This is a genomic window from Betaproteobacteria bacterium, from assembly GCA_016713305.1.
Lineage (GTDB): Bacteria > Pseudomonadota > Gammaproteobacteria > Burkholderiales.
This window is the reverse complement of record JADJPK010000031.1, coordinates 825,923-842,182: the sequence shown is the minus strand read 5'-3', so window position 1 is coordinate 842,182 and position 16,260 is coordinate 825,923. Positions and strand designations below refer to the sequence as shown.

Genomic DNA, 16,260 nt, shown 5'->3' with positions numbered 1-16,260 from the left:
ACATGACGGCCGCCATCTCGGGCAAGCGCATCCTCGTTCTCGGCCTCGGGCTTACCGGGCTGTCGATGATCCGCTGGTTGCGCACGCAGGGCGCGCTGGTGTCGGCGGCAGACTCGCGGCTTTCGCCGCCGAATCTGGTCGCCGTCCGTGCCGAGATGCCCAATCTGCAGATCCACCTGGGTCCGTTCCGTGCGGAGACGTTCACGGGCATCGATCTCGTTGCCGCGAGTCCCGGCGTGCCGCTGTCCGACGCCGTACTCGCCCGCGCGATCGCTGCCGGCACGCCGGCGGTGGGGGACATCGAACTGTTCGCATGGGGGCTGGACGAGTACGTCCGTCAGCACAGGCTGAGGCGGCCGCGGGTCATCGCCATCACGGGCTCCAACGGCAAGAGCACGGTGACGGAGATGGCGGGCGAGGCCTGCCGGGAGGCGGGGCTGGAAACCCTCGTTGCCGGGAACATCGGCCTGCCGGTGCTGGACGCGCTGAGCGAGATCGAGGCCGGCACGCGTCCGCTGCCGCAGGCGGTCGTGCTCGAACTCTCCAGTTTCCAGCTGGAGACCACCAGCACCCTGCGTCCCGACGCAGCGACCGTGCTCAACGTGTCCGAGGATCATCTCGACAGGTACCCAGGCATGAACCAGTACGCGTGGGCCAAGTCCCGCGTGTTCCTGGGCGCGCGCGTGGCGATCGTCAACCGTGACGATCCGAGGACGACCGGCATGGTGTCGCCCAACGAGAGGCCCTGGTCCTTCGGCTTCGAGCGTCCCCCGGGCGAGCACTCCTGGGGACTGCTCACGGTGGGTGGAGAGGAATGGATCGCCGAGGGCGATCAGCCGGTCATGCGCACGGCCGCACTCAAGGTGACCGGCCGGCACAACGCGGCCAATGCCATGGCCGTGCTGGCCGTCGGACGGGCGATCGGGCTCACCAACGAGCCCATCGTCCGCGCACTGGAGAGGTTCCGGGGCCTGGCTCACCGCGTGGAGTTCGTCGCGGAGGTGGAAGGCCGGCGCTATTTCGACGATTCGAAGGGCACGAACGTGGGCGCCACCGTCGCCGCGCTTGCCGGCATGCCCCAGCCCGTGGTGCTGATCGCGGGGGGCGACGGCAAGGGGCAGGATTTCTCGCCGCTCGGGCCCGTGGCGGCCTTGCGCGCCCGGGCCGTGATCCTCATCGGCCGCGATGCACCGCTCATCGAAGCGGCGCTCGCTCCCTGTGGCGTGCGGGTCGTGACGGCGGACGACATGGACCAGGCGGTCGCGCAGGCCGCCGCGCTGTCGGAGCCGGGCGATGCCGTGCTGCTCTCCCCTGCGTGCGCGAGCTTCGACATGTATCGCAATTACGAGCACCGCGCGGAAGTCTTCCGGAATGCGGTGGGACGGTTGAAGGAGGGCAAGGCATGTTCGGCCTGACCCTGTCTTCTCCGCGCACGACCGCGCCGCTCGACGAGTCGCTGCTCTGGTCGGCGATCCTGCTGCTGGCGTTCGGCCTCGTGATGGTCTACTCCGCATCGATCGCCACGGCGGAGGCCTCCAAGCTCACCGGCTTCGACCCGACGTACTACCTTGTCCGGCACGCCGCGTTTCTCGTCGTCGGCCTAGCGGCCGCCTATGCCGCGTTCCAGGTGCCCATGCGCTGGTGGCAGCAAGGCGCGCCGTTCCTGTTCATCATTGCCGCCGTGCTGCTGCTGCTCGTACTGATCCCGGGCATCGGGCGCGTCGTCAACGGAAGCCAGCGCTGGCTGCGTTTCGCCGGACTGGGCTTCCAGCCTTCGGAATTCGCCAAGCTGGCCGCCGTGCTGTACGCGGCGGACTACACGGTCCGCAAGGCGGCGTTCATGGGCAGCTTCCGCAAGGGCTTTCTTCCCATGGCCGTCGTGATGCTGCTCACCGGCACACTGCTGCTGCTGGAACCGGACTTCGGCGCCTTCGCGGTGATCACGGTGATCGCGATGGGCCTGCTGTTCCTCGGCGGGATGAACTGGCGCCTCTTCGCCTCCCTGGCGGTCATGCTCCTGATCGGATTCGTCATCCTCATCTGGATCGCTCCGTACCGGCTCGCCCGCGTGGCGAACTTCCTCGACCCCTGGAAGGATCCGCTCGGCTCCGGCTATCAGCTCACCCATTCGCTCATCGCCTTCGGCCGCGGCGAGATGCTGGGCGTGGGTCTGGGTGCAAGCGTCGAGAAGCTGTTCTATCTGCCCGAAGCCCACACCGACTTCCTGCTTGCCGTCATTGCCGAGGAACTGGGTTTCGTGGGGGTGGCCGCCGTGCTGATGCTGTTTGCCTGGCTCGTGGCTCGCGCCTTCACCGTGGGCAGGCAGGCCGCGCGTCTGGAGCGCTACTACTCGGCACTCGTGGCGCAGGGCATCGGGCTGTGGATCGGCGTGCAGGCCATCATCAACATCGGCGTCAACATGGGCGTGTTGCCCACGAAGGGACTCACGCTCCCCCTGCTGTCCTTCTCCTCCGGCATCGTGGCCACCTGGGTGGCGGCTCGGCGGAGCCTGGCGCATGCCTCCTCCGCGTGCCGATTTTGCCGCAACAAAACCGCCAGCTGATGATGGGAAGGGCAGTGTGATGGCGCGCACCCTTCTGGTCATGGCGGGCGGTACCGGCGGGCACATCATGCCGGCCCTTGCCGTCGCCGGCGAAATGCGCGCGCGCGGCTGGAGCATCGTCTGGCTCGGTTCGCGGCAAGGCATGGAGTCGGACCTGGTACCCAAGCACGGATACCCGATGGAATTCATCCGCTTCGCCGGACTTCGCGGCAAGGGGTTGGTGCGGGCCGCACTCCTTCCCCTCAATCTGCTGATCGCGTTCTGGCAGTGTGCGCGCGTGATGTTCCGCGTGCGGCCGGACGCCGTGCTGGGCATGGGAGGTTACATCTCGTTCCCGGGGGGCATGATGGCCGCATTCCTGGGCCGGCCCCTCGTCCTCCACGAACAGAACGCGATCGCCGGGCTGGCCAACCGGGTGCTTGCACTCGTCGCTGACCGCCGCATGAGCGGCTTTCCCGGGACGCTGCGCAAGTCGGAGTGGTGTGGCAACCCGGTGCGCGCCGAGATCGTGGGCCTGCCTTCGCCCGAGCAGCGGTTCGAAGGCCGTACGGGACCTCTGCGCCTGCTGGTCGTGGGCGGCAGCCTCGGCGCGCAGGCGCTGAACGATACCGTGCCGAAGGCGCTCGCTCTCATTCCGGAGAGCGAGCGGCCCCGCGTGCGCCATCAGGCCGGTGCGCGGCACATCGAGGCGCTCAAGGCGAACTACGCAGCAGCGGGTGTCGAGGGCGAGTGCGTCTCCTTCGTGGACGACATGGCGGCGGCACTGGGCGATGCGGACTGCGTCGTCTGCCGCGCTGGCGCGCTGACCATCGCCGAACTCGCCGCCGCGGGCGTCGCCGCGCTGCTCGTGCCGTTCCCCCATGCCGTGGACGACCACCAGACCGCCAACGCGCGCTTCCTCGCGGAAGCGGGCGCGGCACTGCTGGTGCCACAGCGCGACCTCACGCCGCAACGGCTCTCTTCCATCGTCGCGGGCTTCACGCGCGGCACTCTGCTCGACATGGCGCGCAAGGCGCGATCTCTCGCGCGACCGGACGCGGCCCGCAGGGTGGCGGACGTGTGCGCCGAGGCGGCATCGGCCTGACATCATGAGACACAAGGTCAAGCACGTTCATTTCGTGGGCATCGGTGGCGCCGGCATGAGCGGAATCGCCGAGGTCATGCTGAACCTGGGGTTCCAGGTGAGCGGTTCCGACATCGCCGACAGCGGCACGACGGCGCGGCTGCGCGCAGGAGGCGCAACGGTGCATATCGGGCACGATGCTTCCAATGTCGCCGGTGCGGACGCGGTGGTGATCTCGACCGCGGTGAAACAGGACAACGCGGAACTCGCTGCCGCGCGCGCCCGCCGGGTTCCGATCGTGCCGCGGGCGATGATGCTCGCCGAACTGATGCGGCTGAAGCAGGGCATCGCGGTGGCCGGCACGCATGGCAAGACGACGACCACGAGCCTCGTGGCGAGCGTGCTGGCCGAAGCGGGGATGGATCCGACGTTCGTGATCGGAGGCCGTCTCGAAGCGGCGGGGTCGAACGCCAAGCTCGGCCGCGGCGAGTTCATCGTCGTGGAGGCCGATGAGTCGGACGCGTCGTTCCTGTATCTCCAGCCGGTGCTGGCGGTGGTCACCAACATCGATGCCGACCACATGGAGACGTACGGCCACGACTTCGCCCGGCTGCGGCAGGCGTTCGTGGAATTCCTGCAGCACCTGCCCTTCTACGGCATGGCGATCCTCTGCATGGACGACCCGAACGTGCGATCGATCATCCCCATCGTGAGCAAACCGGTGATGACCTACGGTCTGGCCGAGGAAGCCCAGGTGCGTGCCATGAACGTCCGGGCCGAGGGTGCCCGCATGCGTTTCGATGTGCAGATCGCCGCCAACGGCTCGCCCGCCCGCAAGCTGGACGTGACGCTGAATCTTCCCGGCATGCACAACGTGCTGAACGCGCTGGCGGCGATCGCCGTGGCCATGGAGGTGGGCGCTTCCGACGACGCGATACTTCGCGCGCTTGCCGGTTTCCGGGGAGTCGGACGGCGTTTCCAGCGATACGGCGAGATTCCCCTGCCGACGGGCGGCACGTTCACCCTGGTCGACGACTACGGCCATCACCCGGCGGAGATGTCGGCGACCCTGGAGGCAGCGCGCGGCGCGTTTCCCGGACGCCGGCTTGTGCTGGCGTTCCAGCCGCATCGCTACACGCGCACGCGCGACCTGTTCGAGGACTTCGTGAAGGTCCTGTCTTCGGTCGATGTGCTGTTGATCACCGAGGTCTACGCGGCGGGCGAAGCGCCCATCGTGGCTGCGGACGGGCGTTCGCTCGCGCGCGCCGTTCGCGTGCTGGGCAAGGTCGAGCCCATCTTCGTGGAGGACTGGAAGGAACTGCCCGCCGCGGTGCTTGCCACGGCCCGGGATGGCGACGTGGTCGTGACCATGGGCGCCGGCTCGGTGGGACAGGTGCCGGGGATGATCGCCTCTGCGGCGGCCCAGGGCTGAACATGGACATGTCCGAACCCCTCGCCATGACGACCCACGGACTGAGAGGCGAACTGCGCCTGGACGAGCCCATGAGCCGTCACACCAGCTGGCGCGTGGGCGGCGCGGCGGACCGTGCCTACATACCGGCGGACCTCGACGATCTCGTCGCGTTCCTGCAGCGTGTCGAGCCGAACGAGCCGCTTCACTTCGTGGGTCTGGGCAGCAACCTGCTGGTGCGGGACGGCGGACTGCGGGGCACCGTGGTCTTCACGCATGGCGCGCTCAGGCGTCTGGAACTGCAGGCCGGCGGACTGCTGTATGCGGAGGCTGGCGTGGCGAGTCCGAAGGTGGCCCGGCAGGCCGCGTTGCACGAACTCGAAGGCGCGGAATTTCTCGCGGGCATTCCCGGCACCGTGGGCGGCGCGCTCGCGATGAACGCAGGCTGCTACGGATCGGAGACGTGGCGCTGGGTCGAGAAGGTGCTGGTCGTGGACCATCGCGGGGAGGCGCGCGAGCGTCCGGTGTCGGACTACGACATCGGCTACCGGCACTGCGCCCTTTCGCGCGCCACGACGGGCGCTGACGAGGAATGGTTCGCGGCCGCGTGGTTCCGTTTCCGTCCCGGCGACGGCCATGCCGCCCGGGCGAGGATCAAGGACTTCCTGTCCCGGCGCATCGCCACCCAGCCGCTCGAGATGCCCAACGCGGGCTCGGTATTCCGCAATCCGCCGGGCGACCACGCGGCACGTCTCATCGAATCATGCGCACTCAAGGGCGCGCGCATCGGGAAGCGGAAGTCCGGATCGTCGGAGAGGAAGCGAAGTGACGAAGCCGACCGATTTCGGCAAGGTGGCGGTGCTGTTCGGCGGACGGTCCGCGGAGCGCGAGATCTCCATTCTGTCGGGCACCGCTGTGCTGGCCGCGCTGCAGGGGGCGGGCGTGGACGCGCACGCCTTCGATCCGGCGCAGCGCGAACTGCTGGACCTCAGGCGTGACGGCTTCGACCGGGTCTTCATCGCGCTGCACGGGCGCTATGGCGAGGACGGTACCGTCCAGGGGGCGCTCGAGCTGCTGGGCATTCCCTACACGGGCAGCGGTGTCATGGCCTCCGCGCTGTGCATGGACAAGGTGCGGACCAAGATGGTGTGGGTGGCGAACGGCCTGCCGACGCCGAAGTGGGAGGTGCTGGCCGCGACGTCCGACTGGAATGCGGTGTGCGCCACGCTGGGTCTGCCGCTCATCGTGAAGCCGGCACGCGAGGGGTCCACGATCGGGCTCACCAAGGTGACCCGCCCCGACCAGCTGCCGGATGCCTACGCGCTGGCCGCCAGGCATGACCGGCTCATCCTCGCCGAGGAGTTCGTCGCCGGCCAGGAACTCACCGCGGCGTTTCTGGACGATGAGGCGCTGCCGCTCATCCGCATCGAGGCACCCCAAGGCAACTACGACTACCAGAACAAGTACTTCAGCGACGAGACGAAGTACCACTGCCCCTGCGGACTAGATGCCGCCGAGGAGATGCGTCTGCGCGCGCTGGTGATGCGTGCCGCGGCCGCGCTGGGATGCGAAGGCTGGGGCCGCGCCGATCTCATCCGCCGGGCCGACGGCAGCGTCTCCCTGCTCGAGATGAACACGTCGCCGGGAATGACCGGGCACAGTCTCGTGCCGATGGCGGCCAAGGTCGCGGGCATCGATTTCACCGCGCTCGTGCTGCGCATCCTGGAGTCCGCGCATGTGGGATAGACCGGAAGCGCTCTCGACGATCTCGTCGCTGCTCTTCGGCGTGTTCGCGCTCGGGCTGCTCTACATCGGGATCCTCGTCACCGTGCATTCCCCCTTGTTTCCAGTGCGCGAAGTGGTGATCACAGGAAGCATCTCCCGGGTCACGCCCACGCAGATCGACAACGTCGTGCACCGCGAACTGCGCGGCACCTTCTTCACCATCAATCTCGATGCTTCCCGCCTGGCCTTCGAGAAGCTGCCCTGGGTGCGCAAGGTCCAGGTGCGCAGGCAATGGCCCGACCGACTCGAAGTGACGCTCGAGGAGCACGCGGTGCTCGCGCGCTGGAGGCAGGACGGCCTCGTGAACACCCACGGCGAGATCTTCACGGCGGCGTCGGACGACCCGCTGCCGGTCTTTTCCGGTCCGCCGGAACTGGCCGGAGACATGGCCACGAATTACGCCGCCTTCGATCGCGCGCTCGCGCCGCTCGGACGGCGCGTGCAGGACATCCGCGTGTCGGAACGCCGCGCGTGGACGGTGCAACTCGAGGACGGCATGACCCTCGAGCTGGGACGCGAGCGCGTCGTCGAACGGCTTTCCAAGTTCGCGGATGCCTATGTGACGAGCGTCGGGCTCATGAAGGAGCCGCCAAGGATGGTGGACCTGCGGTATCCGAACGGATTCGCCGTCCGCCTGAAGACAGTGAACAAAGGGGCTTGACCGAGGGAGATCGGGCGATGGACCTGGCAGAAACGAAACGGATGGCGCTCATGAACAAGCCGAAGGACGTGCGCAACCTCATGGTCGGGCTCGACATCGGCACGTCCAAGATCGTGGCGATCGTCGCCGAGGCAAAGCCGGAGGGCGGGTTCGAGGTGGTCGGTCTGGGCAGCCACCCTTCCCGCGGCCTGAAGAAGGGCGTGGTGGTCAACATCGAATCGACGGTCACGGCGATCCAGCGCGCGCTGGAGGAAGCGGAGCTGATGGCCGACTGCAAGATCAAGGAGGTGTACACCGGGATCGCGGGCAGCCACATCAAGAGCTTCAACTCCCACGGGATGGTGGCGGTGAAGGATCGCGAGGTGTCGCAGCTCGACGTGGACCGCGTGATCGAGACGGCGAAGGCCGTGAACATCCCCACGGACCAGCAGATCCTGCATGTGCTCAACCAGGAGTTCGTCATCGACGGACAGGAGGATGTCCGCGAGCCGCTCGGCATGGCGGGCGTGCGTCTCGAGGTGAAGGTCCACATCGTGACGGGCGCGGTCTCGGCGGCGCAGAACATCCTCAAGTGCGTGCGCCGCTGCGGTCTCGAGGTGCGCGATCTCATCCTGCAGCCGCTGGCGTCGGCGATGGCCACGCTGTCGGAGGACGAGAAGGACCTGGGCGTGGCGATCGTGGACATCGGCGGCGGCACGGCCGACATCGCGGTCTTCACGCAAGGCGCGATCCGGCACACCGCCGTGATTCCCATCGCGGGCGACCAGATCACCAACGACATCGCCATGGCGCTGCGCACGCCCACCAAGGACGCGGAGGAGATCAAGCGCAAGTACGGCTGCGCGCTGCGTCAGCTCGCCAATCCGTCGGAGATGGTCGAGGTGCCGGGCGTGGGCGACCGGGGGCCGCGGCTGCTCTCGCGGCAGACCCTGGCGGAAGTGATCGAGCCGAGGGTGGAGGAACTGTACTCGCTGGTGCAGGCGGAACTGCGGCGCAGCGGCTACGAGGACCTGCTGTCGTCGGGAATCGTCATCACCGGAGGCAGCGCGGGCATGCAGGGGATGGTCGAACTGGGAGAGGAGGTCTTCCACATGCCGGTGCGTCTGGGCGTACCCAACTACGCCGGGCCGCTCGCGGAGGTGGTGTGCGGACCGAGGTACTCCACCGGCATCGGCCTGCTCGGTGCGGCTTACGAACAACAGAAGCGGCGGGACCTCGCGAAGCTGTCGACAGGCAGCGTTCAGCAGGTGTTCTCGCGCATGAAGGAATGGTTCGCGGTCAATTTCTGACCGCGGCAGGCAGGCAGGGAATTGGCAGTGGGATTGCGGGTTCGTTGCGAGGGTGCAATCAGCTAGAGGAGGCGGTAGACATGTTCGAAATTGTGGATGCCCAGCCGCAAGAGGCGGTCATCAAGGTGGTGGGTGTGGGTGGTTGCGGCGGCAATGCGGTCGATCACATGATCGACCAGGGGGTCGACGGCGTGGAATTCATCTGCATGAACACCGACGCGCAGGCGCTCAAGCGCAATCGCTCCGGTCAGATCCTGCAGTTGGGGACCAGCGTCACCAAGGGACTGGGTGCCGGCGCCAATCCGGAAGTCGGCAAGCAGGCGGCGATGGAGGACCGCGAGCGCATCATCGAACTCATCGAAGGTGCGGACATGCTGTTCCTCACGGCCGGCATGGGAGGCGGTACCGGCACGGGGGCGGCGCCCATCGTGGCGGAGGTGGCCAGGGAACTGGGCATTCTCACGGTGGCGGTGGTGACCAAGCCGTTCAGTTTCGAAGGCAAACGGCTCAAGATCGCCATGCAGGGCCTCGAGGACCTGAGCCGTCACGTGGACTCGCTGATCATCATCCCGAACGACAAGCTGATGGCGGTGCTTGGCGAGGACATCTCCATGCTGGACGCCTTCAAGGCCGCGAACAGCGTGCTTCACGGCGCGGTCGCGGGCATCGCCGAAGTCATCAAGTGTCCGGGTCTGGTCAACGTCGACTTCGCCGACGTGCGCACGGTCATGTCGGAGATGGGCATGGCCATGATGGGTTCCGCCCTTGCGTCCGGTCCGCACCGCGCCGCCCAGGCGGCCGAGCAGGCGGTCGCCAGCCCGCTGCTGGAAGACGTGAACCTTGCCGGGGCCCGCGGCGTGCTGGTGAACATCACGGCGGCGACCAACCTCAAGATGAAGGAAGTGCACGAGGTCATGAACACCATCAAGGGGTTCACGGCCGACGACGCAACCGTCATCGTGGGCACGGTCATCGACGAGACCCTGGGCGACGATCTTCGTGTGACCATGGTCGCCACCGGTCTCGGCTCACCGCCCGTCAGCCGTCAGCAGGCCAAGCCGTTGCAGGTCATCAAGACCGGCACGGACAGCATGCCCATCGCGGCCGAGCCGAACTACGGCGATCTGGATACGCCCGCGGTCATCCGCCGGCGCAACCGTGACACCGTGGAGGCGATGAAGCTTTCCGGCATCGAGACCCTGGACATTCCGGCATTCCTGCGCAAGCAGGCGGACTGATTCCGGGTGAATGCGTCCGGGGCTGCACCGCCTCGCGGCCCCGGATGCAGATGTGCTGGACTGATGTCTGAACAGGGTTCGTTGTGGTAACCTGATCAACCAGTTAGCGATGTCGAACGGAAGTGCGGAGGTGCCGTCCGGCACCGGCGACAAGGGGCCGATTCCCCGGTGCTTCGGGGTGCTCGCGCCGCGAACCTTCGCCTGCGCCGGGTTTCCCAACCGATATCGGAGCCGTGCCTGAAAGCGAGATGCTGAAGCAAAGAACCCTCAAGAATGTCGTCCGGGCGACCGGCGTGGGACTGCACACCGGAGAGAAGGTCCTCATGACCTTGCGTCCGGCGGCGGTCAACACCGGCATCGTCTTCCGCCGGACCGATCTCGCGGATCCCGTCGACATTCCCGCCGGCCCCTATGCAGTGAAGGACACGCGCCTGTCGTCGTGTCTGGACAAGGACGGCGTGCGGGTGTCCACGGTGGAGCACCTCATGTCGGCGCTCGCGGGGCTGGGCATCGACAATGTGTACGTGGATCTCACCTCGGCGGAAGTTCCGATCATGGACGGCAGCGCCGCGCCGTTCGTCTTCCTGATCCAGTCGGCCGGTGTGGAAGAGCAGAACGCTCCCAAGCGGTTCATTCGTGTCAGGGAGCCCGTGGAAGTGAGCCACGGGGACAAGTGGGCACGGCTGGAACCGTATGCGGGCTTCCGGCTCGACTTCTCGATCGATTTCAAGCATCCCGCGTTCGACGTCTCGGGCAACCGAGTGGTCGTGGATTTCGACGAGATCTCCTACGTGCGCGAAGTGAGCCGTGCCAGAACGTTCGAGTTCATGCACGAAGTGGAGAGCATGCGGTCCCAGGGCCTCGCCCTTGGGGACAGCCTGGACAATGCGATCGTGATGGACGAATACCGCATCCTGAACGAGGATGGCCTGCGCTACGAGGACGAGTTCGTGAAGCACAAGGTTCTCGATGCCATCGGCGATCTGTACCTCCTGGGGCACCCTCTGATCGGCAGCTTCAGTGCCCACAAGTCCGGCCATGCGCTCAACAATGCACTGCTTCGCCGGCTGCTGGAGAACGAGCGTGCCTGGGAATACGCCACGTTCGCCGAGGAGTCGCAGGCGCCCGCCTTCGCCCGGCTGCAGTTGCTCGCCAGCTAGGGAAGGTCCGACGGCGTCGGCACGATGCTGGTCATCCGGATCGTCGGCTTCCTGGTCCTGCTCGCCATCGGCGGCAGTTTCCTCTTGTTCGTGCTCAAGCGGGACAGGCGCTACCTGCGGCTCGCGGGACAGATCCTCCGCTACGCCGTGATCCTTCTGGCGATCGTGATGGCCTTCTACGTGCTCGAGCGGGTGATCCTGGTCCTGTGAAGCCGGGTGCCCCATGGGCAGAGGCGGTCAGCGGCGCGCCTGCCGAATCATCCTGAGCACCGCCTCGCGCACGGGAGACTCCGGGAGGTTCCGCGACAACTCCTCCAGACGGGTCCTGGCCTCCGTCGAGAGGACCGCTCTCTTGGGCGCGGACGCCGGGGTGACCGGAAGCGGTCGAACCTCCACCTTGAGCGTGCTTGCCGCCACTCCTTCCGCGCGGAGCCGGTCGAGGACCGACCCCGAGAGGGTGCGCAGCCGGTGAGCCACGGCCCCGTTGGTCGCGCCCACCACGAGAGTCCCCTGTCGGAAATTGGCCACCTGGACTTCCGTCCGGAGCAACGGCGGCAGGACGGACGCCAGGGTCCGCTGGATGCCGGCGAGAAGGCGGGCGTGATCGGCGATCGACGCCGAATCGCCCAGCGAGCCCAGCCAGTCCCGCACGGTCTTGCCTCGGGAGCGGGGGGCAGCAGCAGGCGTCGAGCGGGGCACGGGGCGGCGGGGACGGTCCATGGGTCGTATGTTAATATCGGCCGGATCGGTCATGGTGCATGTTCTCGTCACGATTTCCGTCATGAAAGGCGCGGAAAATCGGGGTGTTCGTGAGCATCCTGCGATGTCGGGACCGATGAGGCCCGCGGAGTCGGGCAGCAGGCGCACGGTGGCACGCGCTGGTGCGGAATCCAGCGTGCAGGCGGTTGCCCGGACGGGTTCTTCGCGGGCCCAGGCCGGATCGGGGCACCACGAATTCTGAATTGCGCTCGAGGGGTGAGGACAGCGGTGCTCACCCCTCGATGCATTTTGCAGGCGTACAACGCTCACCAATCTCATGATCGCGAACGTACTCAAGAAGGTGTTCGGCAGCCGCAACGACCGTCTGCTCAAGAAGTACTTCCAGACGGTCCGGGCCATCAACGCGCTCGAGCCGGACGTGCAGAAGCTCGGCGACGATGAATTGCGCGGGCGGACCCAGGTCTTCAAGGAGCGCGTGGCCAAGGGGGAGACGCTCGACCAGATCCTGCCCGAGGCATTCGCGACGGTCCGCGAGGCCAGCCGGCGTGTGCTCAACATGCGCCATTTCGACGTGCAGCTTGTGGGCGGCATGGTGCTGCACCAGGGCAAGATCGCCGAGATGCGCACGGGCGAAGGCAAGACGCTCGTCGCGACGCTCCCGGCGTACCTGAACGCTCTCGCGGGCAAGGGCGTTCACGTCGTCACGGTGAACGACTACCTTGCCGGCCGCGATGCGGCGTGGATGGGACGGCTGTATTCCTTTCTCGGGCTCACGGTGGGGGTCAACCTGCCGTTCCACGACCTTCCGCCCGACCAGCGGCAGGACGCCAAGCGGGAAGCCTACGGCGCGGACATCACCTACGGCACCAACAACGAGTTCGGTTTCGATTACCTGCGCGACAACATGGTGTACCACACGGCGGAGCGCGTGCAGCGGGGCCTGCCCTTCGCCATCGTCGACGAGGTGGATTCGATCCTGATCGACGAGGCCCGTACGCCGCTCATCATCTCGGGCCAGGCCGATGACACGAGCGATCTGTACGTCAAGGTGAACCAGCTGGTCCCCTATCTCGACCGTGTCAAGGAAGAGAACGGCCCCGGCGACTTCACGGTGGACGAGAAGGCGCATCAGGTGCTCCTCACCGAAGCGGGCCACGAGAAGGCGGAACGGCTGCTCACGGATGCCGGCCTGCTCACGGAGGGCGGCAGCCTCTACGACGCGCTCAACATCCAGCTGATGCATCACGTCTATGCCGCGCTGCGGGCCTATGCCCTGTTCCAGCGGGACACCCACTACGTGGTCCAGAACGGCGAGGTCGTCATCGTCGACGAGTTCACGGGCCGACTGATGCCGGGGCGCCGGTGGTCCGACGGCCTGCACCAGGCCGTGGAAGCGAAGGAAGGGGTGGCGATCCAGCGGGAGAACCAGACCCTGGCCTCGATCACGTTCCAGAACTACTTCCGGATGTACGGCAAGCTGGCCGGGATGACCGGCACGGCCGACACCGAGGCGTTCGAGTTCCAGCACATCTACGGGCTCGAGACGGTGATCATTCCGACCCACCATCCCATGGTCCGTCAGGACAGGATGGACCAGGTCTACCAGACCGAGCGCGAGAAGTTCGCGGCCGTCATCAAGGAGATCCGCGCCTGCAACGAGCGGGGTCAACCCGTGCTGGTGGGCACGACCTCGATCGAGAATTCGGAAAAGCTGTCCCATGCGCTGAACGCGGAGAAGCTTTCGCACCAGGTGCTGAATGCCAAGCAGCACGCTCGCGAAGCCGAGATCGTCGCGCAGGCGGGTCGCCCGGGCATGATCACCATCGCGACCAACATGGCCGGCCGGGGCACCGACATCGTGCTGGGTGGCAGTCCCGAGCCGGAGATCGCGCAGATCATGGCCCGGACCGACATGGACGACACGGCCAAGAATGGGAAGGTCGCCGAGATCCGCACACAGTGGGAACGTCTGCACGAGCAGGTGCTCAAGTCGGGCGGTTTGCACATCATCGGCACGGAGCGGCACGAGTCCCGGCGCGTGGACAACCAGCTGCGCGGCCGCGCAGGCCGGCAGGGCGATCCCGGATCCAGCCGCTTCTTCCTCTCGCTCGAGGACCAGCTCCTGCGCATCTTTGCCGCCGACCGCGTGAAGTGGGTGATGGAGAAGCTGAAGATGCCGGAGGGAGAGGCCATCGAGTCGCCCCTGGTCACCCGGGCCATCGAGAACGCGCAGCGGGAGGTCGAGGCGGGCAGCTGCGGCATCCGCAAGCAGCTCCTCGGGTCCGACGATGTCTCGAACGATCAGCGCAAGGTCATCTACCAGCAGCGCAATGAGCTGCTCGAGAGCGACGACATCAGCGATACGATCAAGGCCCTGCGGGAAGGGGCAGCGAGCGACATGGTCGCCGAGCACGTTCCGCCCGAAAGCGTGGAGGAACAGTGGGACATCCCCGCGCTCGAGAAGTCGCTGGAAGCGGAGTTCGGCCTCCAGATCTCCGTCCAGCAATGGATGAAGGAAGACGACAAGCTGGACGATGCCGACATCCGCAAGCGTGTCGTCCAGGCGCTCGAGGAACGCTACGCGCAGAAGATCGCCACCATCGACGCCCAGGCCTGGCATCAGTACGAACGGGGCATCATGCTGCAGAGCCTCGACACGCACTGGCGCGAGCATCTGGCGTCGCTCGATCATCTGCGCCAGGGCATCCACCTGCGCGGGTACGCGCAGAAGAACCCCAAGCAGGAGTACAAGCGCGAGGCCTTCGAGCTGTTCTCCATGCTGTTGCAGACGGTGCGCAACGAGGTCACGCGCCTGCTCATGCTGGTGCAGATCCGCGCGGAGCAGGAGATGGAGCAGGCGGAAGAACCGGTGCATCTGTCCAACGTCCGTTACCAGCACGCCGATCCGGACGAGGCGCTGGCCGCGGCGGACGCGGAAGATGCCACCAACGAACCGGCCCGCGCAGGTCCCAAGGTGGGCCGCAACGATCCGTGTCCGTGCGGTTCGGGCAAGAAGTACAAGCACTGCCACGGCAGGCTGAGCTGACCCGCGGCGCCCGCGCGCCGCTCTCCGCTGACACCTCTACCGTTTCCAGAGAGCACTGAAATGGCCGTGAACCTTTCTCCGCCCGACCCCGCGGCGATGCACGCCGTCGATGGCGTCGAACTGGGCTTCGCCGAAGCCGGCATCCGCAAGGCCGATCGCCGCGATCTCATGCTCATGCGCCTTGCGCCCGGCTCGGTGGTGGCGGGCGTCTTCACGCAGAACAGCTTCGCCGCCGCACCCGTGCAAGTCTGCCGGCAGCACTTGAGCGCGTCGGCGGGATGCCGCGGCCTCATCGTCAATGCCGGCAACGCGAATTGCGGCACCGGAGCGCAGGGCCGGGAGGCCGCGCTCGCCACCTGCCGTGCGGTGGCGCAACTCCTGGGCACCACCCCGGGCGAGATCCTTCCTTTCTCCACCGGGGTGATCCTCGAGCACCTGCCCGTCGATCGCATCGAGCGCGCGCTGCCTGCCTGCGTGGAAACACTGGCTCCGGACCACTGGGCCGAGGCGGCTTCCGCCATCATGACGACCGACACCGTCCCCAAGGGATTCTCCAGGCGCGCAGCGATCGGCGGCAGCCCGGTCACGGTGACCGGCATCGCCAAGGGAGTGGGGATGCTGCAGCCGAACATGGCCACCATGCTTGCGTTCATCGCCACCGATGCCTGCGTTGCCCGGCCTGTCCTCGATTCCCTCGTGCGCGAAGTCGCCGACCGATCCTTCAATCGCGTCACCGTCGACGGCGATACCTCCACCAACGATTCGTTCGTGCTGATCGCCACCGGTCGTTCCGGCATGCCCGAGATCGCCTCGGCTGGCGATGCGCGGTACGGCGAACTCTGCGACACCGTCCTGCAAGTGGCGGTGCCTCTGGCGCAAGCGATTGCGCGCGACGGCGAAGGGCGACCAAGTTCATCACGGTCGAGGTGCAAGGGGCCGCCACGGCGGACGAGGCGTTGCGCGTCGCCCGATCCATTGCGAATTCGCCTCTGGTCAAGACCGCGTTCTTCGCCTCCGACCCCAACCTCGGCCGTCTCATCATGGCCATCGGCAATGCCGGCGTGCCCTCGCTCGACGTGTCCCGCGTGAATCTCTGGCTTGGCGACGTGCTGGTCATCGAGCGCGGTGGCCGCAGCGCGACGTACCGGGAGGAAGACGGAGCGCGGGTGATGAAGCCCGCGGAGATCCCGGTCCGCGTCGACCTCGGCCGTGGCGCCGGTGCGACGACCGTCTGGACCTGCGACTATTCCTACGACTACGTGAAGATCAATGCCGAATACCGGACGTAAGACGCCCGACGCTCCGTCTGCCGCTGCCCGCCCCG

General features: G+C 67.0%; 12 protein-coding genes and 2 pseudogenes. 13 read left to right on the top strand and 1 reads right to left on the bottom strand.

Going from position 1 to position 16,260, the window contains the following annotated elements:
* Positions 1-2: 2 nt before the first annotated feature.
* From murD to IPK20_25445, 11 genes and pseudogenes are all read left to right on the top strand, one after another.
* Positions 3-1,415: a UDP-N-acetylmuramoyl-L-alanine--D-glutamate ligase gene (murD, locus tag IPK20_25495; GenBank protein MBK8019711.1), complete on the top strand. Its 1,413-nt coding sequence runs from the start codon at positions 3-5 to the stop codon at positions 1,413-1,415.
* Positions 1,403-2,563 (top strand): putative lipid II flippase FtsW, encoded by a 1,161-nt coding sequence (ftsW, locus tag IPK20_25490; protein MBK8019710.1) that lies wholly within the window; start codon positions 1,403-1,405, stop codon positions 2,561-2,563. Before murD ends, ftsW begins: the two co-directional genes overlap by 13 nt.
* Before the next feature lie 19 nt (positions 2,564-2,582).
* The gene (gene murG, locus IPK20_25485; protein ID MBK8019709.1) at positions 2,583-3,647 is read left to right on the top strand and encodes an undecaprenyldiphospho-muramoylpentapeptide beta-N-acetylglucosaminyltransferase; all 1,065 of its coding nucleotides are present in this window, start codon (positions 2,583-2,585) and stop codon (positions 3,645-3,647) included.
* Positions 3,648-3,651: 4 nt separating this feature from the next.
* Positions 3,652-5,058, top strand: a complete 1,407-nt coding sequence (locus IPK20_25480; protein ID MBK8019708.1) for a UDP-N-acetylmuramate--L-alanine ligase — start codon at positions 3,652-3,654, stop codon at positions 5,056-5,058.
* Between the two features lie 2 nt (positions 5,059-5,060).
* A pseudogene (gene murB / locus IPK20_25475) lies at positions 5,061-5,828 on the top strand (UDP-N-acetylmuramate dehydrogenase).
* A gap of 34 nt (positions 5,829-5,862) precedes the next feature.
* Positions 5,863-6,783, top strand: coding sequence for a D-alanine--D-alanine ligase (locus IPK20_25470; protein MBK8019707.1), 921 nt, complete (start codon positions 5,863-5,865; stop codon positions 6,781-6,783).
* Positions 6,773-7,483, top strand: coding sequence for a cell division protein FtsQ/DivIB (locus IPK20_25465; GenBank protein MBK8019706.1), 711 nt, complete (start codon positions 6,773-6,775; stop codon positions 7,481-7,483). Before IPK20_25470 ends, IPK20_25465 begins: the two co-directional genes overlap by 11 nt.
* 50 nt (positions 7,484-7,533) lie before the next feature.
* Positions 7,534-8,772: a cell division protein FtsA gene (ftsA, locus tag IPK20_25460; protein ID MBK8019705.1), complete on the top strand. Its 1,239-nt coding sequence runs from the start codon at positions 7,534-7,536 to the stop codon at positions 8,770-8,772.
* Positions 8,773-8,852: 80 nt separating this feature from the next.
* Positions 8,853-10,010 (top strand): cell division protein FtsZ, encoded by a 1,158-nt coding sequence (ftsZ, locus tag IPK20_25455; GenBank protein ID MBK8019704.1) that lies wholly within the window; start codon positions 8,853-8,855, stop codon positions 10,008-10,010.
* Positions 10,011-10,258: 248 nt separating this feature from the next.
* Positions 10,259-11,170: a UDP-3-O-acyl-N-acetylglucosamine deacetylase gene (locus IPK20_25450; GenBank protein ID MBK8019703.1), complete on the top strand. Its 912-nt coding sequence runs from the start codon at positions 10,259-10,261 to the stop codon at positions 11,168-11,170.
* A 24-nt stretch (positions 11,171-11,194) separates the two neighbouring features.
* On the top strand, positions 11,195-11,380 hold the full coding sequence (locus IPK20_25445; GenBank protein MBK8019702.1) for a hypothetical protein: 186 nt from the start codon (positions 11,195-11,197) through the stop codon (positions 11,378-11,380).
* A gap of 27 nt (positions 11,381-11,407) precedes the next feature.
* Here IPK20_25445 and IPK20_25440 read toward each other — a convergent pair whose 3' ends face one another.
* On the bottom strand, positions 11,408-11,890 hold the full coding sequence (locus tag IPK20_25440) for a DUF721 domain-containing protein (protein MBK8019701.1): 483 nt from the start codon (positions 11,888-11,890) through the stop codon (positions 11,408-11,410).
* Positions 11,891-12,206: 316 nt separating this feature from the next.
* Between IPK20_25440 and secA the strand changes: the two genes are divergently transcribed.
* Positions 12,207-14,936 carry a preprotein translocase subunit SecA gene (gene secA, locus IPK20_25435; protein MBK8019700.1) on the top strand — a complete coding sequence of 910 codons (2,730 nt, stop codon included), beginning with the start codon at positions 12,207-12,209 and terminating at the stop codon, positions 14,934-14,936.
* A 60-nt stretch (positions 14,937-14,996) separates the two neighbouring features.
* Positions 14,997-16,225 (top strand): annotated as a pseudogene (argJ, locus tag IPK20_25430) (bifunctional glutamate N-acetyltransferase/amino-acid acetyltransferase ArgJ).
* Positions 16,226-16,260 lie beyond the last annotated feature (35 nt).

Bases quoted from the DNA above. Each gene is read 5' to 3' on its own strand.
- murD (MBK8019711.1), top strand. From the start codon at position 3: ATGACGGCCGCCATCTCGGGCAAGCGCATCCTCGTTCTCGGCCTCGGG.
- ftsW (MBK8019710.1), top strand. From the start codon at position 1,403: ATGTTCGGCCTGACCCTGTCTTCTCCGCGCACGACCGCGCCGCTCGAC.
- murG (MBK8019709.1), top strand. From the start codon at position 2,583: ATGGCGCGCACCCTTCTGGTCATGGCGGGCGGTACCGGCGGGCACATC.
- IPK20_25480 (MBK8019708.1), top strand. From the start codon at position 3,652: ATGAGACACAAGGTCAAGCACGTTCATTTCGTGGGCATCGGTGGCGCC.
- IPK20_25465 (MBK8019706.1), top strand. From the start codon at position 6,773: ATGTGGGATAGACCGGAAGCGCTCTCGACGATCTCGTCGCTGCTCTTC.
- ftsA (MBK8019705.1), top strand. From the start codon at position 7,534: ATGAACAAGCCGAAGGACGTGCGCAACCTCATGGTCGGGCTCGACATC.
- ftsZ (MBK8019704.1), top strand. From the start codon at position 8,853: ATGTTCGAAATTGTGGATGCCCAGCCGCAAGAGGCGGTCATCAAGGTG.
- IPK20_25450 (MBK8019703.1), top strand. From the start codon at position 10,259: ATGCTGAAGCAAAGAACCCTCAAGAATGTCGTCCGGGCGACCGGCGTG.
- IPK20_25445 (MBK8019702.1), top strand. From the start codon at position 11,195: ATGCTGGTCATCCGGATCGTCGGCTTCCTGGTCCTGCTCGCCATCGGC.
- IPK20_25440 (MBK8019701.1), bottom strand. From the start codon at position 11,890: ATGGACCGTCCCCGCCGCCCCGTGCCCCGCTCGACGCCTGCTGCTGCC.
- secA (MBK8019700.1), top strand. From the start codon at position 12,207: ATGATCGCGAACGTACTCAAGAAGGTGTTCGGCAGCCGCAACGACCGT.